Genomic DNA, 17,704 nt, shown 5'->3' on the forward strand with positions numbered 1-17,704 from the left:
GTCAGACCAGTTGTTTACGCTGGTTTGACGGCGGGATGGATAAAGACTCTCTGTACTTCGCGACAGTGCGGCGCGCGACCATGATACCCTGCTCGGACAGCATGGAGGTGAGCTTACTGTCGCTCAACGGCTTCGCGGGATTTTCCGCGGCGATGAGTTTCTTCACCAGCGCGCGAATCGCCGTCGACGAGGCTTCGCCGCCGCCTTCGGTATTGACATGGCTGGAGAAGAAATACTTCAGTTCAAAAATACCGCGCGGACTGTGCAGATATTTTTGCGTGGTGACACGGGAAATCGTCGATTCATGCATCTCGACGGCCTGGGCGATATCGGCCAGCACCATCGGCTTCATATACTCTTCACCCTGTTCGAAAAAAGCCTGCTGTTGTTCTACGATGCAGCGGCTCACGCGCAGCAGGGTATCGTTGCGGCTTTCCAGACTTTTAATCAGCCAGCGGGCTTCCTGCAGATTGCTGCGAATGAACTGGCCGTCGGCGTCATTGCGGGCGCTGTTGCCCATTGCCGCATACTGCTGATTAATTTTCAGCCGTGGAATGCTGTCGGCGTTGAGCTCCACGGTCCAGCGGCCGCTGACCTTGCGCACCAGCACGTCGGGAATGACATATTCCGGTTCGCTGGTTTGAATGGACTGGCCTGGACGGGGATCCAGGGACTGGATCAGGTTCACCGCCTCTTTCAGCACCTCTTCTTTTAGCCGGGTCACCCGCATCAGGGTGCGGAAATCATGGTTGGCCAGAAGATCGAGATGATTGCTGATAATCAGCTGGGCCTCTTCCAGCCACGGCGTCTCTTTGGCGAATTGCGAGAGCTGGATCAGCAGACAGTCGCGCAGATCTTTCGCCGCGACGCCAACCGGATCAAAACGCTGGATGCGCTTCAGGACGGCTTCCACTTCTTCGAGGCCGATCTCCTCATCGCCGATGCTGTCGACGATATCTTCAATCTGAACGGTGAGGTAGCCCGTATCGTCGACGGCGTCGACAATGGAGGTGGCGATGGCGCGGTCGGTATCGGTGAAGGGCGTCAGCTCGACCTGCCACATCAGGTAATCCTGCAGCGTCTGGGTGGTCTCGCCTTGATAAACGGGGAGTTCGTCGTCCTGGTAGTCCACGCCGTTGCCTGACGGCGTACCGGCGGTATAGATTTCATCCCAGCTGGCATCGAGAGGAAGCTCGTCGGGCATCTCTTTTTGCTCAAGTGCGTCGACGGTATCGAGAGACTCGCGGTCCTCCACCTCTTTCGCCTCTACCTCGTCGTGAAGATCGGTTTGCTCAAGCAACGGGTTACTTTCCAGCGCTTGCTGGAGCTCTTGCTGGAGTTCTAACGTGGACAACTGCAGCAAACGAATCGCCTGCTGCAGTTGCGGCGTCATGGCAAGCTGTTGGCTAAGCCTTAATTGCAAACCTTGCTTCATGTTCAGGGTAAATATCTCCGGCTAAAACGTCTGTAACCTCTACCCTATCAGAGTCTGAAGTCTTCCCCAAGATACACGCGCTTAACCTGCTCATCTTCGAGGATCTGCTGCGGTGTACCATGAGCGATAAGGTGTCCCTGACTGACAATATACGCGCGTTCGCAGACCGCGAGAGTCTCTCTGACGTTATGGTCGGTAATCAGTACGCCGAGGCCGCTGTCGCGCAAATGCTCAATGATGCGTTTGATGTCGATAACCGAGATCGGATCCACGCCGGCAAAGGGTTCATCCAGAAGAATAAATTTCGGGTTGGCCGCCAGCGCGCGGGCGATTTCGACGCGGCGGCGTTCACCACCGGAGAGCGCCTGACCGAGGCTGTCACGCAGGTGCTCAATATGAAACTCTTCCATCAGCTCTTTGGCGCGATCTTCCCGCTGCTCGCTGCTCAAATCGTCACGGATCTGCAGGACCGCCATCAGGTTGTCATAAACGCTCAGGCGACGAAAAATCGAGGCTTCCTGCGGCAGATAGCCGATCCCCCGGCGCGCGCGCGCGTGCAGCGGCAGCAGGCTGATGTCTTCGTCATCAATGATAATATTGCCCGCGTCGCGCGGCACAATCCCGACCACCATGTAGAAGGTGGTGGTTTTACCGGCGCCGTTGGGGCCAAGCAAGCCGACAATCTCCCCCGAGTTAACGGTGAGACTGACATCTTCCACCACGCGGCGGCCTTTATACGCTTTAGCGAGATTCTTCGCAGTTAAGGTTGCCATAACGGATTAGTTACTCTTCTTTTGCTGGTTGCCGCTTTTGTCCTGCAGCTCGGACGGCACCAGAACGGTGGTGACGCGTCGACCTTTGTCGCTGAAGGCCTGCATTTTTTGCTCTTTCACCAGATAGGTGATCTTGTCGCCCTTGATGTTGCTGTCGAGCTGTTCAAGGTACGCGTTGCCGGTCAGCACGACGTAATCGTTCTGCAGCTCATAGCGCATTTTCGACGCCCGGCCTTTTACCGGTTTGCCGTTATCCTGCATCTGGTAGAAGGTGGCCGGGTTACCGAAACCTTCGATCACCTCTTTGCCTTTTTCATTGCCCGGACGGGTGACCACCACTTTATCAGCGTTAATTTTGATCGTCCCCTGCGTCACGACCACGTTACCGGTGAAGGTGACGACATTGCCCTGCATATCCAGCGACTGCTGATCGGATTCGATATGGATCGGCTGATCGGTATCGCCCGTCTTGGCGAGGGCCGGCAGGCTGGCGGCCAGTAACGCGCCGGCGAGCGCAATCTTAAGGCTGAGTTTGTTTGTTCTGAATTTCATAAGAGGTTCTCACCTTTTCAATCAGCTCGGCATTTTTGCTGCGAAGGTTTCCACGCATTTTCAGGCCGCTGGAATTAAATGTGGTGCCGTATAACGTCACCATGTCATCGGAGGTAACGTCCTGCGTTACCAGATTTATCTGGGCGTTATCCGTCGTAATTTTGCGCAGTTGAGAGTCAGGCGCGAGCGCATTCACCTCAACGTGCCCGTAAAGATAGAGCATCCGGTCATTTGTTAGCTTCGCTTTATCTGCTCTGACTGACCAGGTCGGCACCTTATTGGTATCAAAGGTGGTCATCACCGGTTTGGTAAACCAGGAGACCTCCTGATCGGAAAAATACTCCACGTGCTCGGCAATCAGCCGATAGCTCAGGGCGCCTTCCGGACTGTACACCACGGTGTCAGTGTGTTCGCTTTTATACGTCGGGTCGTTGGGATTGACCTCCGGCTGGGCCGTGTCGTCCGTATTCGCCAGATTCAGGCCGATGAGGATCAGCGCGAGCAGCGACAGTAAAATGATAACCCAACGTCTGGTTTTACTCATATTGATTGCCCTTTGGCCTCATCCAGCTTGCCCTGCGCCAATAGTAACAAATCGCAGACTTCGCGTACCGCGCCGCGTCCGCCATTAATCCGGGTGATGTAATCGGCGCGCGGCAGCAGCAGCGGATGCGCATCCGCGACGGCGACGCTAAGCCCCACTTCGGCCATCACCGGCCAGTCAATCAGATCGTCGCCGATGTAGGCGACTTCCTCTGGCCGCACGCCCAGTTTGTCAGTGAGATCGCGGAACGCCAGCAGCTTGTCCGACTGCCCCTGATACAAATGCGTGATGCCCAACGTCTGACAGCGATCTTCTACCAGTTTAGCTTTTCGTCCGGTAATAATCGCCACTTCAATGCCAGAGGTCAGCGCGCAGCGGATACCATAGCCATCGCGGACGTTGAACGCTTTCAGCTCCTCGCCGTGATTACCCATATAGATAAGCCCGTCGGATAATACACCGTCGACATCGAGGATCAGTAAACGGATCTTAGCCGCGCGATCGAGAAACGTCTGGCTTACCGGCCCATAGCAGGTCGCTAACGGAGCATCAGCATTATTCATTATTTTTTCCTTACTTACACTACGCCCGCGCGCAGGAGATCGTGCATATGTACCACACCCAGCAGATGGTCGCCATCGGCAACCAGCACGCAGGTGATATGACGGGATTGCATCAGGTTTAGCGCATCCACCGCCAGGGTGCCGGGACGGATACGGATCCCTCCCCGGGTCATGACGTCGGCAATGCTGGCATCGCGCATATCAACGCCGGTGTCGAAGACCCGGCGCAGGTCACCGTCGGTAAAGATACCGATGATGTTCATGTCGTCATCGCAGATAGCGGTCATACCTAAATTTTTACGGGTGATTTCCAGCAGCGCATCGCGCAGGGTGGCCTGCAGGCCGACGTGCGGGATCTCATCACCGGTATGCATAATATCATTGACACGCAGCAACAGCTTACGACCGAGTGCGCCACCCGGATGCGAGAGAGCGAAATCCTCAGCGGTAAAGCCGCGGGCTTCCAGCAGGGCGACGGCGAGGGCATCGCCCATCACCAGCGCGGCGGTGGTGCTGGAGGTGGGCGCCAGCCCTAACGGACAGGCCTCCTTCGGCACTTTCACGCACAGATGGATATCCGCCGCGCGCGCCATGCTGCTTTCAGGCCGGCTGGTGATGCAGATAAGCTTCACCTGCTGACGTTTCAGGACCGGGATCAGCGCGAGGATTTCGTTCGATTCGCCGGAGTTCGACAACGCAATCACCACGTCCTGCGGCGTAACCATGCCCAAATCGCCGTGCGCGGCTTCGCCTGGGTGGACAAAAAATGCCGACGTGCCGGTACTGGCGAAGGTTGCCGCCATTTTGCGGCCGATATGGCCGGATTTGCCCATCCCCATCACCACGACCTTCCCGCCGCAGCGGAAAATCGTTTCGCAGGCGCGGGTGAAATCGTCATTTATATACTGATCGAGCTGGGCCAGACCTTCACGTTCAATTTCCAGCACCTGACGGCCTGCCTGTTGAAAGTCAAAATCCGTGGGCAAATCTATTTGCGACATGATGTTATCCCGAGTCATTCAACGAAGAGCGGCGCTGTCCAGAACAGCATCGCCAACCAAACCACAAAACCGCCGACCAGCAGCGCGCCAACCAGTCGTCCCGGCTGCTGCTGGCGGCGCCAGCACAGCACGGCGAAGATCAGGCTGACCAGCAACATCACGCCATAGTCGCGGGTAAAGGCTTCCGCCGCAAAGGCTCCCGGCGCGATCAGCGCCGGCAAACCCAGCACCAGCGCAATATTGAGGATATTTGCGCCGATGATATTGCCGATGGCAATGTCATCTTCCCCTTTGCGCGCCCCGGCGATGGCGGTGGCCAGCTCCGGCAGGCTGGTGCCTATCGCCACTACCGTCAGGCCGACGGTCAGTTCACTGATGGCAAAATAGTTTGCCAGCACCGTACTGTTATCTACCACCATGCGGGTGGCCATCGGCATGACGATCATCGCCACCCCTAACCACAGCAGAGCGACCGGCAGCGACCCTTCACGCGGCAGTTCGGCCAGCTGTTCGCGGGTCAGGCTATCGCTTCCCTGGCGTTCCGCCAGACGGGCGATTTTGATGGTGAACAGCAGCCATAGCAGCGCCAGCGCCAGTAAAAACAGGCCGTCGAGACGGGACAGTTGACCATCATAGAGCACCAGCCCTGCCAGTACGCTGACCAGCAACATTAGCGGTAATTCGCGGCGCAGAATATCAGAATGCACGGTAAATGGCCTGAGTAAGGCAGCCAGACCGAGGATCAGGAGAATATTAGTAATGTTGGAGCCGAGCGCGGTGCCCACCGCCAGATCGGTCTGTCCATGCAGCGAGGCCGCGGTGGAAACCATGATCTCTGGCAGGCAAGTGCCAATACTCACCACCGTCATACCGATGATCAGCGGCGGGATCCCCAACATGCGACAGAGGATGGAGGCGGCATAGACCAGACGATCGGCGCTGTAGACAACCAGCAATAAACCAATAATTAACAGAGCCGTCGCTAAGAGCATCTAAAGTCCTTTCTTCAGGTATAATCGTCGCCTCGCTGGGTTATCCCTACGCAGCGTAACGAATTCTTAATTTTGACTTTATGCGTGCCAAAAGTAAAACAAATGCCAGCTTTCGCTAACCTGTGCAGGTAAGATTCTGTAAAAATGTTGTGATTGTGGCGTAAGAAAGGGCGATGCTTGCCCATCAGGTGCTTAGTAAGGATGATTTTATGAGCCAAACTCAGGCGAATTTAGTTGAAGTGCGCGGTATCCGCTTTTCTCGCGGCGATCGCGTGATCTTCGACGACATCTCGCTGTCGGTGCCGCGCGGTAAAATTACTGCGATTATGGGACCTTCGGGGATCGGCAAGACTACCCTGTTACGCCTGATCGGCGGACAGATCCCGCCGGACAGGGGAGAGATCCTGTTCGATGGCGAGAACGTGCCGCAGATGACCCGTTCGCGTCTGTACACGGTGCGTAAGCGGATGAGCATGCTGTTCCAGTCCGGGGCGCTGTTCACCGACCTCAATGTCTTTGACAACGTCGCCTACCCGCTGCGCGAACATACGCATCTGCCGCCTGCGCTGCTGCATACGACGGTGATGATGAAGCTGGAGGCGGTAGGGCTGCGCGGTGCGGCGAAGTTAATGCCCTCTGAGCTTTCCGGCGGCATGGCGCGCCGCGCCGCCCTGGCGAGGGCCATTGCCCTGGAGCCGGATCTCATTATGTTCGACGAACCGTTCGTCGGGCAGGATCCCATCACCATGGGCGTGCTGGTGAAGCTGATTTCTGAACTCAACAGCACGCTGGGTGTCACCTGCATCGTGGTTTCGCACGATGTGCCTGAGGTGCTGAGCATTGCGGACTATGCGTATATCGTGGCGGATAAAAAGATTGTCGCCCACGGCAGCGCCCAGTCGCTACGTGAGAATGCGGACCCTCGGGTTCGTCAGTTCATTGATGGTATTGCCGACGGCCCGGTGCCGTTCCGTTATCCGGCTGGCGACTATCACCATGATTTATTAGGCATAGGGAGTTGAGCGACTGATGCTGTTTAATGCGCTGGCCGCGCTAGGCCATCGCGGTATTAAAACCACCGCGACCTTTGGACGCGCCGGATTAATGCTGTTCAACGCCGTTGTCGGCAAACCAGAGTTTCGCAAGCACGCGCCGCTGCTGGTTCGTCAGCTCTACAACGTCGGCGTTCTGTCGATGCTGATTATCATTGTATCGGGCCTGTTTATCGGTATGGTGCTCGGGCTGCAGGGGTATCTGGTCTTAACCACCTACAGCGCAGAGACCAGTCTTGGCATGCTGGTGGCGCTGTCGCTGCTGCGCGAGCTGGGGCCGGTGGTCGCCGCGCTGCTGTTTGCCGGTCGCGCCGGGTCGGCGCTGACCGCCGAGATTGGCCTGATGCGGGCCACGGAACAGCTCTCCAGTATGGAGATGATGGCGGTGGATCCGCTGCGCCGCGTCATTTCTCCCCGTTTCTGGGCCGGCGTCATTTCGCTGCCGCTGCTGACGATTATCTTCGTTGCGGTGGGGATCTGGGGTGGAGCGCTGGTGGGCGTGAGCTGGAAAGGCATTGATGGTGGTTTTTTCTGGACCGCGATGCAAAATGCCGTCGACTGGCGAATGGATCTGGTGAACTGCCTGATTAAGAGCCTGGTATTCGCCATTACGGTAACCTGGATTGCGTTATTCAATGGTTATGACGCTATCCCCACTTCCGCCGGGATTAGCCGGGCGACTACGCGCACCGTGGTGCATGCGTCGCTGGCGGTTCTGGGGCTGGATTTTGTGCTGACTGCGCTGATGTTTGGGAATTGAGTTCATGCAAACGAAAAAAAATGAAATCTGGGTAGGGGTGTTCTTACTGGTGGCGCTGCTGGCGGCGCTGTTTGTCTGCCTGAAGGCGGCGAACGTCACCTCGCTACGTACCGAGCCGACTTACCGTCTTTACGCGACCTTCGATAATATCGGCGGCCTGAAAGCACGCTCGCCGGTGCGCATCGGCGGTGTGGTTGTTGGCCGCGTGGCGGACATCACCCTCGACCCGAAAACCTATCTGCCGCGCGTGGAGCTCGATATCGATGAGCGCTACAACCATATCCCGGATACCAGTTCGCTGGCGATCCGCACCTCTGGCCTGCTGGGCGAGCAGTATCTGGCGCTGAACGTCGGTTTTGAAGACCCGGACCTCGGGACGACTATTCTTAAAGACGGCGGTACTATCCAGGACACCAAGTCCGCTATGGTGCTGGAAGATCTGATTGGTCAGTTCCTTTATAACAGTAAGGGCGGCGACAATCAGAATTCTGGCAATGATAAGGCCGAGGCAGAAGGTCATACTGACGCGACGCCGGCAGCCGGCACGACGCATTAATTTCAGGAGAAACACGATATGTTTAAACGCTTACTCATGGTCGCCATGCTGGTGATTGCCCCGCTGACCGCCGCCCAGGCGGCAGACCAGTCCAATCCGTATAAGCTGATGAATGAAGCGGCGCAGAAAACCTTCGATCGCCTGAAGAATGAACAGCCGAAGATCAAGGCCAACCCTAACTATCTGCGCGACATCGTCGACCAGGAGCTTCTGCCTTATGTGCAGGTGAAGTATGCCGGCGCGCTGGTGCTGGGCCGCTATTACAAAGAAGCTACCCCGGCGCAGCGTGAAGCTTATTTTGCCGCCTTCCGTGAATACCTGAAGCAGGCCTATGGCCAGGCGTTGGCAATGTACCATGGTCAGACCTATCAGATTGCCCCGGAACAGCCGCTGGGCAGCGCGACCATCATTCCGATCCGCGTCACTATCATCGACCCGAACGGCCGTCCGCCGGTACGTCTCGACTTCCAGTGGCGTAAAAATACCCAGACCGGCAACTGGCAGGCCTACGATATGATTGCGGAAGGGGTCAGCATGATCACCACCAAACAAAACGAGTGGAGCGACCTGCTGCGTACCAAGGGCGTTGATGGCCTGACCGCGCAGCTCAAAGCGATCTCCGCTCAGCCGATCACCCTGGAACAGAAAAAATAATGAGCGGGCAGCTGAGCTGGACTCGTGATGGCGAGACGCTGGCGCTGCACGGAGAGCTGGACCAGGATCTGCTGGTCCCGCTCTGGGAGGCACGTGCCCAGGCGACGGCGGGGACAGCGATCATCGATCTCAGTCAGACCACGCGCGTGGACACGGCGGGCCTGGCGCTGTTAATGCATTTTGTAGCGCTGATTCGCCGCCAGGGCCGGGAAGCGCAGCTGATCGGCAAGAGCGAAAATCTACAAACGCTGGTCGGTCTTTACAACCTGCCTGTCGATATGATCCCATAATCTTTTCAGTGTCTTAGCGCTGAAGCTATTCCGAAAGCCCCGGCAATCTTTTCGCCGGGGCTTTTTGCTTGTTTAAGACCGCGCCACTTTCCTCTAAGATGTTGGGCTGTTTTCACTATCAGATAAATTTGAGCCCATGGAAAATCATGAAATTCAGACCGTGCTGATGAACGCACTCCCCCTCCAGGAAGTCCACGTCTCTGGCGATGGCAGCCACTTTCAGGTTATTGCTGTGGGTGAGATGTTCGATGGCATGAGTCGGGTTAAAAAGCAGCAGAGCGTCTACGCGCCGCTGATGGAATATATTGCTGACAACCGCATCCATGCGCTGTCGATCAAGGCCTTTACTCCGCAGGAGTGGGCGCGAGACCGCAAACTAAATGGCTTCTAAGCTGTGGGGGATCCCCTGCAGCGTATGTGAATTTTTAATAGAGAACAGAATCAATGGATAAATTCCGTGTTCAGGGGCCGACTCGCCTTCAGGGCGAAGTCACCATCTCCGGTGCAAAAAACGCCGCCCTGCCAATCCTCTTTTCCGCGCTGCTTGCCGAAGAGCCGGTAGAGATCCAGAACGTACCTAAGCTGAAAGACATCGATACCACCATGAAGCTGCTGAGTCAGCTGGGCGCGAAGGTAGAGCGCAATGGTTCGGTGTGGATTGACGCCGGCCCGGTCGATGTATTCTGTGCTCCGTACGATCTGGTGAAAACCATGCGCGCCTCTATCTGGGCGCTGGGGCCGCTGGTGGCGCGTTTCGGTCAGGGACAAGTCTCTCTGCCTGGCGGCTGCGCCATCGGCGCGCGTCCGGTCGATCTGCATATTAGCGGCCTGGAACAGCTGGGCGCCGAGATCAAACTGGAAGAAGGTTATGTAAAAGCTTCGGTCAATGGTCGTCTGAAAGGCGCGCATATCGTGATGGATAAAGTGAGCGTCGGCGCCACCGTCACTATCATGAGCGCAGCGACCCTCGCCGAGGGTACGACGATTATCGAAAACGCCGCTCGCGAGCCGGAGATCGTCGATACCGCGAACTTCCTTAACGCGCTGGGCGCAAAAATCAGCGGCCAGGGTACCGATCGCATCACTATCGAAGGCGTGCAGCGTCTGGGCGGCGGCGTTTACCGTGTGCTGCCGGACCGTATTGAAACCGGGACCTTCCTGGTGGCCGCAGCCATTTCCGGCGGCAAGATCCTCTGCCGTAACGCGCAACCAGATACCCTCGATGCCGTACTGGCAAAGCTGCGCGACGCCGGAGCGGACATCGAAACGGGCGAAGACTGGATCAGCCTTGATATGCACGGCAACCGTCCGAAAGCGGTTAACGTGCGTACCGCGCCGCATCCGGGCTTCCCGACCGATATGCAGGCCCAGTTCACGCTGCTCAACCTGGTCGCGGAAGGGACCGGCGTGATCACCGAAACGATCTTTGAAAACCGCTTTATGCACATTCCGGAACTGATCCGTATGGGTGCTCACGCGGAGATCGAGAGCAATACCGCGATCTGTCATGGCGTGAAGCAGCTTTCGGGCGCGCAGGTGATGGCGACCGATTTGCGTGCTTCGGCGAGCCTCGTGCTGGCAGGTTGTATCGCTGAGGGAACCACCATCGTCGATCGCATCTATCATATCGATCGTGGCTATGAGCGTATCGAAGATAAACTGCAGGCGCTGGGTGCCAATATTCAGCGCGTGAAAGGCGAGTAATCGCGTCCTGACAGGGCCCGGGTGTCTCTCCCGGGTCCTTGTCGCATAATCCCATCACTTGTCCATCTTCTTCTGACGCATCATCTGCGTTCTGTCGATAAACTCATGCGTTACCGGATCATGGTAGCGTGACGGCCAGATGACCCATGGCTGTGTATCCAGCGCCGTGGCGATGATTAATTCGCCTTTCGGCCAGGGGCGGGTCAGGGCGTTCGCCAGCGTTGAAGAACTCAGACCGTGCCGTCGCGACTCTGCCGCCAGCGATGTTCCCCGTTTACGTAATCCAGCAACAATATCTGCGGGATGCCAGTCGATGAACTTATCCATAAATTCTCCTGGTGATAAAGATCCTGAACGGCCCATATGGGCGACGGAGACACTATACCCGCGCACCAGGTAAGGTTCTAACAAGTTCTGTTAAAGCGTCGGAATATTCAGAATGTATCAAGATATCCGGAAATTTACGGTAGGGAATGGGTTTTTACTGGAACTTTCCCGCGCATTGCGCGGGAAGGAGAGGGGATTAATGATCGCGCTGAACCGCGATATGCGCCAGCCCGATCAAGGCTTCACGCCAGGGGGTGTCCGGGAGAATCTGCAGCGCGGCAATCGCTTTGTCAGCTTCTTCTTCAGCACGTTTCTGCGTCCACTCCAGCGAACCGCAGGCAGCCATCGTTTCCAGGACGGCATCCAGCAGATGGCGGCCGTTGCCCTGCTCGATAGCCCCGCGGATCATCGCCGATTGATCGGCGGTACCATGGTGCATGGCGTGCAGCAGCGGTAGCGTCGGTTTGCCTTCGTTGAGGTCGTCACCGACGTTTTTACCGAGCCGCTCTCCGTCGGAGCTGTAATCGAGTAAATCGTCGATCAGCTGGAAAGCGGTGCCGAGATAGCGGCCATAATCCTGCAACGCGCGCTCTTCTTCCGCAGTGCAGTCGGCCAGCAGTCCCGCACACTGCGAGGCTGCCTCAAACAGACGCGCCGTCTTGCTGTAGATGACGCGCATGTAGTTCTCTTCCGTGATATCCGGGTCATTGACGTTCATCAGCTGCAGCACTTCGCCTTCGGCAATAACGTTCACCGCTTCCGACATGACCTCGAGGATCTTCAGCGAGCCCAGCTGGGTCATCATCTGAAAGGCGCGGGTATAGATAAAATCGCCGACCAGCACGCTGGCGGCATTGCCAAACGCCGCATTTGCCGTGGCTTTGCCGCGACGCATATCAGACTCATCGACGACGTCGTCATGCAGCAGGGTGGCGGTATGAATAAATTCAATCAGCGCAGCAATGGTGACATGCGCGCTCCCCTGATAACCCACCGCGCGCGCGGCGAGCACAGCAATCATCGGGCGAATGCGTTTGCCGCCGCCGCTGACGATGTAATAGCCTAACTGATTGATAAGCTGAACATCGGAGTTGAGTTGCTCAAGAATCGTCGCATTGACACCCGCCATATCTTGCGCGGTTAACTCATTGATTTTTTCTAAATTCATCGCAAAAGCCGGGCCAAATGTCCTGTTACCATGAATCCAGGTGGGATCACAGAAGGATTAAGACAGAATTAAAAGAAGATATGATTGTACTGAAAAATTGCCGTAGATAAACGTTGTCGTGAAAGTTGTGTTTTTTTTCTGCATTGATCGCTAATCGCTCTTGTCAAAGGCTCGCGTTTTGCGTAATATTCGCGCCCTATTGTGAATATTTATAGCGCACTCTGAATCACACGAAGAGGTGCGCGGAAGCGGAGTTTTATATGTACGCGGTTTTCCAAAGTGGTGGTAAACAACACCGAGTAAGCGAAGGTCAGACCGTTCGCCTGGAAAAGCTGGACATCGCAACTGGCGAAGCTGTTGAGTTCGCTGAAGTGCTGATGATCGCAAACGGTGAAGAAATCAAGATCGGCGTTCCTTTCGTTGAGGGCGGCGTAATCAAAGCTGAAGTTGTTGCTCACGGTCGTGGCGAGAAAGTTAAAATCGTTAAGTTTCGTCGTCGTAAACACTATCGTAAGCAGCAGGGCCATCGTCAGTGGTTCACTGATGTGAAAATCACTGGCATCAGCGCCTAAGACCTGAGGAGTAGATTTAAATGGCACATAAAAAGGCTGGCGGCTCGACTCGTAACGGTCGCGATTCAGAAGCTAAACGTCTGGGCGTAAAACGTTTCGGCGGTGAAGCAGTTCTGGCAGGTAGCATCATCGTTCGTCAACGTGGTACCAAATTCCACGCTGGCACCAACGTTGGTTGCGGCCGTGACCACACTCTGTTCGCTTTGACTGACGGTAAAGTCAAGTTCGAAGTTAAAGGCCCGAAAAACCGTAAATTCATCAGCATCGTTGCTGAATAAGTTTTTCGCGTCCCGGTAACGGATGAAAGCCCCGCAACACGTTGCGGGGCTTTTTACATTCGTCTACCGGAAAATTTTTGCAGGGAAACAGGCATGAAGCAGCAGGCTGGGATTGGCATTATTCTGGCGCTTACCACCGCGATGTGTTGGGGAGCGTTGCCGATTGCAATGAAGCAGGTTCTTGAGGTGATGGCGCCGCCAACGGTGGTGTTTTATCGCTTCCTGATGGCCAGTATTGGCCTTGGCGCGATCCTCGCGATCAAAGGCAAACTGCCGCCGCTGCGGATTTTTCGCAAGCCGCGCTGGCTGGTCTTATTAGCGATTGCCACCGGCGGTCTGTTCGGTAACTTCATTCTGTTCAGTTCTTCCCTGCAGTATCTCAGCCCCACGGCTTCTCAGGTCATCGGCCAGCTATCGCCGGTGGGCATGATGGTGGCTAGCGTCGTGATTCTGAAAGAGCGCATGCGCGGCACCCAGGTGGTGGGCGCGTTGATGCTGCTCAGCGGGCTGGTGATGTTCTTCAACACCAGCCTGATTGAAATCTTTACCCGCCTGACGGACTACACGTGGGGGGTAATTTTCGGCGTTGCTGCCGCCACGGTGTGGGTAAGCTACGGCGTCGCGCAAAAGGTGTTATTGCGCCGTCTGGCATCGCAGCAGATACTATTTTTGCTGTACACTTTATGTACGATTGCATTACTGCCGCTCGCTGAGCCTGGGGTGATATCCCGGTTAAGCAGCTGGCAACTGGCATGCCTGATTTTTTGCGGGCTAAATACCCTGGTCGGCTACGGCGCGCTGGCGGAAGCCATGGCGCGCTGGCAGGCGGCGCAGGTCAGCGCGTTAATCACCTTGACGCCACTGTTTACGCTACTGTTTTCTGATTTATTATCAATGGCCTGGCCCGATGTTTTCGCCAGACCGATGTTAAACCTGATTGGTTATCTCGGTGCGTTTGTCGTGGTTGCGGGCGCGATGTATTCCGCCATCGGTCATCGTCTTTGGGGACGTTGGCGTAAGCGAGAGGCGGTAGTACCGCTGCCCCGCTCAGGCGAATGATTTACGGAGAGTAAAATGAAGTTTGTAGATGAAGCAACGATCCTGGTCGTAGCAGGTGACGGCGGCAATGGTTGCGTAAGCTTCCGCCGCGAGAAATATATTCCGAAAGGCGGCCCGGACGGCGGCGATGGCGGTGACGGCGGCGATGTCTGGCTGGAAGCGGACGAGAACCTGAATACCCTGATCGACTACCGTTTTGAAAAATCTTTCCGCGCCGAACGCGGGCAGAATGGCCAGAGCCGCGACTGTACCGGTAAGCGTGGTAAAGACGTGACGGTAAAAGTGCCGGTCGGGACCCGGGTTATTGACCAAGGCACCGGCGAGACCATGGGCGATATGACCAAACACGGTCAGCGTCTGATGGTGGCGAAGGGCGGCTGGCACGGTCTGGGCAACACCCGCTTTAAATCATCCGTTAACCGTACGCCGCGTCAGAAGACCATGGGTACGCCGGGTGATAAGCGCGACCTGCAGCTGGAGCTGATGCTGCTGGCGGACGTCGGAATGCTGGGGATGCCGAACGCCGGTAAATCCACCTTCATCCGTGCGGTCTCCGCCGCCAAGCCGAAAGTGGCTGACTATCCGTTTACCACCCTGGTGCCAAGCCTGGGCGTGGTGCGTATGGACAACGAGAAGAGCTTTGTGGTCGCCGATATCCCGGGGCTGATTGAAGGCGCAGCGGAAGGCGCAGGCCTCGGTATTCGTTTCCTCAAGCACCTTGAGCGCTGCCGCGTATTGCTGCACCTGATCGACATCGAGCCTATCGACGGTTCCGATCCGGTTGAGAACGCGCGCATCATCATCGGCGAGCTGGAGAAATACAGCGAGAAGCTGGCCTCCAAACCGCGCTGGTTAGTCTTTAACAAGATTGACCTGATGGACAAAGCGGAAGCCGAAGCTAAAGCGAAGGCGATTGCTGAAGCGCTGGGTTGGGAAGAGAAATTCTACCTGATCTCCGCCGCCAGCCAGCAGGGCGTCAAAGATCTGTGCTGGGACGTGATGACCTTCATCATCGAAAACCCCATCGTGCAGGCGGAAGAAGAGCAGAAGCCGGAGAAAGTCGAGTTTATGTGGGACGACTATCACCGTCAGCAGCTTGAAGAGGCCGAAGCCGAAGTGGAAGATGACGAAGACTGGGATGACGACTGGGACGAAGACGACGAAGAAGGCGTCGAATTCATCTACAAACGCTAATCCTGACTTCTCTGGATCAAAAAGGGCCGCATCTGATGCGGCCCTTTTGTTTTTAGTTGTTCTGGTACAAATCCTTATAAAGCCGGCTTTCAAAGCGCACCAACGGTATGCGGCGATTACGCTGATCGGCTGGCTCCACGGCGTAGCCGGAGAGGTATTGCACGAAGGCCACCTTTTGCCCGCTGGCGGTAGTGATGAAGCCCGCAAGGTTATAAACCCCCTGCAGCGACCCAGTTTTCGCCGAGACTTTGCCATCGACGCCCGCCTGATGGAGGCCGGCGCGATACTGCAGCGAGCCGTCATGGCCCGCCAGCGGCAGCATAGAGATGAAGTTGAGCTCGGTGTCGTGCTGGGCGATATACTGCAACACCTGCATCATGGTCGCCGGGGCGATCAGGTTGTGGCGCGACAGGCCAGAGCCGTCGGCGATGATGGTGTTGCCGAGATCAACCCCAGCCTGTTGACGCAGGATCTGACGTACGGCATCAGATCCTGCCCGCCAGGTCCCTGGTACGCCGAACCGGGCATGACCGATGGTACGAAAAACGGTATCCGCAATCATGTTGTCGGATTTCTTCAGCATGATCCGCAGCAGATCGTGCAGCGGCGCCGACTGGGTGGTGGCTAATACCGTACCGGGCTCATTGGCCAGCGTCTGACGCAGCAGCGTGCCGCTATAGGCGATCCCCGCCTGCTTCAGCTCCGCTTTAAGGATCGCCCCGGCATAGCTGGCACCATCCTGTATCGCAAAGGCCAGCGGCAGCGGTTCGCTACGCTGCGGCAGGCAGCCGGTGAGGGTATAGCGGTTAAGGTCGCCCGGCACCACGTCCAGTTCGCAATACTGCGCTTCCGATGAGCCGCGCGCCAGGGTGCGAACCTGACTAAACATAGTGACCGGATAATAGGAGGCGACGCGAATGAAGGCGAGATCGCCCGGCTTCTGCGCGCTATACAGCGAGACCGAGAAGCAGTTGCGGTCGACAATCGCCGCCGCAGGCGGAGCGCTGAAGCATTGCGTCAGGTCGTTCCACGGCCACCCCGGCGCTTTATCATGGCTGGCGAAGACCGAGGTATCGATAAGCACATTGCCGTCGATACGCTGCACGCCAGCTTTTTTTAGCGTCGCCACCATGTTGCGAATATCCTGCCGCTTCAGCGTTGGGTCGCCGCCGAAGCGGGCGATCAGATCGCCTTTCAGCACGCCGCCGTCCAGTGAGCCTTTGGTTTCCAGCGTGGTGGTGAAGCGAAAATCGGGCCCCAGTTGCAGCAGCGCCGCCAGCGCGGTGATGACCTTTTGCGTACTGGCTGGAAGCGCCATTTGCTGGCTGTGATAGTCGATTTCCGGCGTCGACGCGCCGACCTTTTGCGCCATAAAGGCAAGGTTCGCACCGGCGGGAAGCTGGGTGATGTACTCGTCAATATTCGCCGCCTGAGCGCTAAGCGCTATACCGGCAGTCAATCCGATGATAAATCTGGGAAATCGCATAATCTCGCGCTAACAACCTGAAGCCAGGCCGTCATACTACGGTGCAACGCCCAGTAAAGTAAACGATGACCCATAATGAACTTCGGGGTAAAATACCTATCAAATGAAAAATTGCTGCTGACCTGGGGAGTGTTTCCCGGGTCGGTTTCTTTTTGCTCGTGTCCTGCCCGTGTACAGGACAGGTGGCGGAGCGGGGCTATCCGTTCCCTGAAGGAATGATAAAGAGGTATAACTAATGCAAGCGATTCCGATGACCTTACGTGGCGCTGAAAAACTGCGCGAAGAACTGGATTATCTGAAGTCTGTGCGTCGTCCTGAAATCATTGCCGCTATTGCTGAGGCCCGTGAACACGGCGATCTGAAAGAGAATGCCGAGTATCACGCCGCGCGTGAACAGCAGGGCTTCTGCGAAGGGCGTATCAAGGACATCGAAGCGAAACTGTCCAACGCGCAGGTTATCGATATCACCAAAATGCCGAACAATGGCCGGGTGATTTTTGGTTCAACCGTCAGTGTGCTGAACCTCGATACTGACGAGGAGCAGACCTACCGTATCGTGGGCGATGACGAAGCTGATTTTAAGCAGAATCTGATCTCCGTGAACTCGCCGATTGCCCGTGGTCTGATCGGTAAAGAGCAGGATGACGTCGTGACTATCCGTACACCGGGTGGGGAAGTGGAATACGAAATTACTAAGGTTGAATACCTGTAAGGCGTATTTCCCGCTACGATGTTTATAGATTG

Annotated in this window: 22 protein-coding genes; 12 read left to right on the forward strand and 10 right to left on the reverse strand. The window is 56.4% G+C overall.

Features of this window, described 5'->3' with window-relative positions; genetic code table 11:
* Window position 1 precedes the first annotated feature (1 nt).
* Genes rpoN through ABLU50_RS06645 form a run of 7 tightly spaced genes read right to left on the reverse strand, consistent with a single transcriptional unit; the run spans window position 2 to window position 5,860 of the window.
* The gene (gene rpoN, locus ABLU50_RS06615) at window positions 2-1,435 is read right to left on the reverse strand and encodes an RNA polymerase factor sigma-54 (RefSeq protein ID WP_087833184.1); all 1,434 of its coding nucleotides are present in this window, start codon (window positions 1,433-1,435) and stop codon (window positions 2-4) included.
* A 47-nt stretch (window positions 1,436-1,482) separates the two neighbouring features.
* Window positions 1,483-2,208, reverse strand: a complete 726-nt coding sequence (gene lptB / locus ABLU50_RS06620; protein ID WP_004206203.1) for an LPS export ABC transporter ATP-binding protein — start codon at window positions 2,206-2,208, stop codon at window positions 1,483-1,485.
* A 6-nt stretch (window positions 2,209-2,214) separates the two neighbouring features.
* The gene (gene lptA / locus ABLU50_RS06625; protein WP_002918415.1) at window positions 2,215-2,760 is read right to left on the reverse strand and encodes a lipopolysaccharide ABC transporter substrate-binding protein LptA; all 546 of its coding nucleotides are present in this window, start codon (window positions 2,758-2,760) and stop codon (window positions 2,215-2,217) included.
* A complete protein-coding gene (gene lptC / locus ABLU50_RS06630) occupies window positions 2,729-3,304 on the reverse strand; it encodes an LPS export ABC transporter periplasmic protein LptC (RefSeq protein ID WP_002918413.1) in 576 nt (191 codons plus the stop codon). The genes lptA and lptC overlap by 32 nt, the downstream gene beginning before the upstream one ends.
* Window positions 3,301-3,867: a 3-deoxy-manno-octulosonate-8-phosphatase KdsC gene (gene kdsC / locus ABLU50_RS06635; protein WP_017899917.1), complete on the reverse strand. Its 567-nt coding sequence runs from the start codon at window positions 3,865-3,867 to the stop codon at window positions 3,301-3,303. Before kdsC ends, lptC begins: the two co-directional genes overlap by 4 nt.
* Window positions 3,868-3,881: 14 nt before the next feature.
* Complete coding sequence (gene kdsD, locus ABLU50_RS06640) at window positions 3,882-4,868, reverse strand: arabinose-5-phosphate isomerase KdsD (RefSeq protein WP_004206200.1); 987 nt, start codon at window positions 4,866-4,868, stop codon at window positions 3,882-3,884.
* 14 nt (window positions 4,869-4,882) lie between these two features.
* On the reverse strand, window positions 4,883-5,860 hold the full coding sequence (locus ABLU50_RS06645) for a calcium/sodium antiporter (protein WP_004206198.1): 978 nt from the start codon (window positions 5,858-5,860) through the stop codon (window positions 4,883-4,885).
* Window positions 5,861-6,069: 209 nt separating this feature from the next.
* Here ABLU50_RS06645 and mlaF point away from each other — a divergent pair, with 209 nt between their 5' ends.
* The 7 genes from mlaF to murA all read left to right on the forward strand — a co-directional run bounded on the left by mlaF (window position 6,070) and on the right by murA (window position 10,876).
* On the forward strand, window positions 6,070-6,882 hold the full coding sequence (gene mlaF / locus ABLU50_RS06650; RefSeq protein WP_004206196.1) for a phospholipid ABC transporter ATP-binding protein MlaF: 813 nt from the start codon (window positions 6,070-6,072) through the stop codon (window positions 6,880-6,882).
* A 7-nt stretch (window positions 6,883-6,889) separates the two neighbouring features.
* Complete coding sequence (gene mlaE, locus ABLU50_RS06655; protein WP_004150949.1) at window positions 6,890-7,672, forward strand: lipid asymmetry maintenance ABC transporter permease subunit MlaE; 783 nt, start codon at window positions 6,890-6,892, stop codon at window positions 7,670-7,672.
* 4 nt (window positions 7,673-7,676) lie between these two features.
* Window positions 7,677-8,228, forward strand: a complete 552-nt coding sequence (mlaD, locus tag ABLU50_RS06660; protein WP_004206195.1) for an outer membrane lipid asymmetry maintenance protein MlaD — start codon at window positions 7,677-7,679, stop codon at window positions 8,226-8,228.
* Between the two features lie 18 nt (window positions 8,229-8,246).
* Window positions 8,247-8,882 (forward strand): phospholipid-binding protein MlaC, encoded by a 636-nt coding sequence (gene mlaC / locus ABLU50_RS06665; RefSeq protein WP_004206194.1) that lies wholly within the window; start codon window positions 8,247-8,249, stop codon window positions 8,880-8,882.
* A complete protein-coding gene (gene mlaB / locus ABLU50_RS06670) occupies window positions 8,882-9,172 on the forward strand; it encodes a lipid asymmetry maintenance protein MlaB (protein WP_004206192.1) in 291 nt (96 codons plus the stop codon). The genes mlaC and mlaB overlap by 1 nt, the downstream gene beginning before the upstream one ends.
* Before the next feature lie 136 nt (window positions 9,173-9,308).
* Window positions 9,309-9,563, forward strand: a complete 255-nt coding sequence (gene ibaG / locus ABLU50_RS06675; RefSeq protein ID WP_004144910.1) for a BolA family iron metabolism protein IbaG — start codon at window positions 9,309-9,311, stop codon at window positions 9,561-9,563.
* Between the two features lie 53 nt (window positions 9,564-9,616).
* Entirely contained in the window at window positions 9,617-10,876 is a 1,260-nt protein-coding gene (murA, locus tag ABLU50_RS06680; protein WP_004206190.1) for a UDP-N-acetylglucosamine 1-carboxyvinyltransferase, read from the forward strand.
* Window positions 10,877-10,930: 54 nt separating this feature from the next.
* Here murA and sfsB read toward each other — a convergent pair whose 3' ends face one another.
* Together sfsB and ispB are read right to left on the reverse strand one after the other, a co-directional pair.
* On the reverse strand, window positions 10,931-11,203 hold the full coding sequence (gene sfsB, locus ABLU50_RS06685; RefSeq protein ID WP_004206189.1) for a DNA-binding transcriptional regulator SfsB: 273 nt from the start codon (window positions 11,201-11,203) through the stop codon (window positions 10,931-10,933).
* Window positions 11,204-11,399: 196 nt separating this feature from the next.
* Entirely contained in the window at window positions 11,400-12,371 is a 972-nt protein-coding gene (ispB, locus tag ABLU50_RS06690) for an octaprenyl diphosphate synthase (RefSeq protein ID WP_004206188.1), read from the reverse strand.
* 260 nt (window positions 12,372-12,631) lie between these two features.
* Here ispB and rplU point away from each other — a divergent pair, with 260 nt between their 5' ends.
* The 4 genes from rplU to cgtA all read left to right on the forward strand — a co-directional run bounded on the left by rplU (window position 12,632) and on the right by cgtA (window position 15,474).
* Complete coding sequence (gene rplU, locus ABLU50_RS06695; RefSeq protein ID WP_002918379.1) at window positions 12,632-12,943, forward strand: 50S ribosomal protein L21; 312 nt, start codon at window positions 12,632-12,634, stop codon at window positions 12,941-12,943.
* Window positions 12,944-12,963: 20 nt separating this feature from the next.
* The gene (gene rpmA / locus ABLU50_RS06700; protein WP_002434222.1) at window positions 12,964-13,221 is read left to right on the forward strand and encodes a 50S ribosomal protein L27; all 258 of its coding nucleotides are present in this window, start codon (window positions 12,964-12,966) and stop codon (window positions 13,219-13,221) included.
* Window positions 13,222-13,314: 93 nt separating this feature from the next.
* Complete coding sequence (locus tag ABLU50_RS06705) at window positions 13,315-14,280, forward strand: DMT family transporter (protein ID WP_004206187.1); 966 nt, start codon at window positions 13,315-13,317, stop codon at window positions 14,278-14,280.
* Between the two features lie 15 nt (window positions 14,281-14,295).
* A complete protein-coding gene (cgtA, locus tag ABLU50_RS06710; protein ID WP_004206186.1) occupies window positions 14,296-15,474 on the forward strand; it encodes an Obg family GTPase CgtA in 1,179 nt (392 codons plus the stop codon).
* Window positions 15,475-15,526: 52 nt separating this feature from the next.
* Here cgtA and dacB read toward each other — a convergent pair whose 3' ends face one another.
* Complete coding sequence (gene dacB, locus ABLU50_RS06715) at window positions 15,527-16,960, reverse strand: serine-type D-Ala-D-Ala carboxypeptidase (protein ID WP_023291122.1); 1,434 nt, start codon at window positions 16,958-16,960, stop codon at window positions 15,527-15,529.
* Window positions 16,961-17,195: 235 nt separating this feature from the next.
* Here dacB and greA point away from each other — a divergent pair, with 235 nt between their 5' ends.
* A complete protein-coding gene (gene greA, locus ABLU50_RS06720) occupies window positions 17,196-17,672 on the forward strand; it encodes a transcription elongation factor GreA (protein ID WP_002918375.1) in 477 nt (158 codons plus the stop codon).
* Window positions 17,673-17,704: the final 32 nt, after the last annotated feature.

It is taken from the genome of Klebsiella sp. GG_Kp173 (assembly GCF_040062415.1).
GTDB classification, from domain to species: domain Bacteria; phylum Pseudomonadota; class Gammaproteobacteria; order Enterobacterales; family Enterobacteriaceae; genus Klebsiella; species Klebsiella quasipneumoniae.

Coding starts and splice junctions, on each gene's coding strand:
- rpoN (WP_087833184.1), bottom strand. CDS start 1,435: ATGAAGCAAGGTTTGCAATTAAGGCTTAGCCAACAGCTTGCCATGACG.
- lptB (WP_004206203.1), bottom strand. CDS start 2,208: ATGGCAACCTTAACTGCGAAGAATCTCGCTAAAGCGTATAAAGGCCGC.
- lptA (WP_002918415.1), bottom strand. CDS start 2,760: ATGAAATTCAGAACAAACAAACTCAGCCTTAAGATTGCGCTCGCCGGC.
- lptC (WP_002918413.1), bottom strand. CDS start 3,304: ATGAGTAAAACCAGACGTTGGGTTATCATTTTACTGTCGCTGCTCGCG.
- kdsC (WP_017899917.1), bottom strand. CDS start 3,867: ATGAATAATGCTGATGCTCCGTTAGCGACCTGCTATGGGCCGGTAAGC.
- kdsD (WP_004206200.1), bottom strand. CDS start 4,868: ATGTCGCAAATAGATTTGCCCACGGATTTTGACTTTCAACAGGCAGGC.
- ABLU50_RS06645 (WP_004206198.1), bottom strand. CDS start 5,860: ATGCTCTTAGCGACGGCTCTGTTAATTATTGGTTTATTGCTGGTTGTC.
- mlaF (WP_004206196.1), top strand. CDS start 6,070: ATGAGCCAAACTCAGGCGAATTTAGTTGAAGTGCGCGGTATCCGCTTT.
- mlaE (WP_004150949.1), top strand. CDS start 6,890: ATGCTGTTTAATGCGCTGGCCGCGCTAGGCCATCGCGGTATTAAAACC.
- mlaD (WP_004206195.1), top strand. CDS start 7,677: ATGCAAACGAAAAAAAATGAAATCTGGGTAGGGGTGTTCTTACTGGTG.
- mlaC (WP_004206194.1), top strand. CDS start 8,247: ATGTTTAAACGCTTACTCATGGTCGCCATGCTGGTGATTGCCCCGCTG.
- mlaB (WP_004206192.1), top strand. CDS start 8,882: ATGAGCGGGCAGCTGAGCTGGACTCGTGATGGCGAGACGCTGGCGCTG.
- ibaG (WP_004144910.1), top strand. CDS start 9,309: ATGGAAAATCATGAAATTCAGACCGTGCTGATGAACGCACTCCCCCTC.
- murA (WP_004206190.1), top strand. CDS start 9,617: ATGGATAAATTCCGTGTTCAGGGGCCGACTCGCCTTCAGGGCGAAGTC.
- sfsB (WP_004206189.1), bottom strand. CDS start 11,203: ATGGATAAGTTCATCGACTGGCATCCCGCAGATATTGTTGCTGGATTA.
- ispB (WP_004206188.1), bottom strand. CDS start 12,371: ATGAATTTAGAAAAAATCAATGAGTTAACCGCGCAAGATATGGCGGGT.
- rplU (WP_002918379.1), top strand. CDS start 12,632: ATGTACGCGGTTTTCCAAAGTGGTGGTAAACAACACCGAGTAAGCGAA.
- rpmA (WP_002434222.1), top strand. CDS start 12,964: ATGGCACATAAAAAGGCTGGCGGCTCGACTCGTAACGGTCGCGATTCA.
- ABLU50_RS06705 (WP_004206187.1), top strand. CDS start 13,315: ATGAAGCAGCAGGCTGGGATTGGCATTATTCTGGCGCTTACCACCGCG.
- cgtA (WP_004206186.1), top strand. CDS start 14,296: ATGAAGTTTGTAGATGAAGCAACGATCCTGGTCGTAGCAGGTGACGGC.
- dacB (WP_023291122.1), bottom strand. CDS start 16,960: ATGCGATTTCCCAGATTTATCATCGGATTGACTGCCGGTATAGCGCTT.
- greA (WP_002918375.1), top strand. CDS start 17,196: ATGCAAGCGATTCCGATGACCTTACGTGGCGCTGAAAAACTGCGCGAA.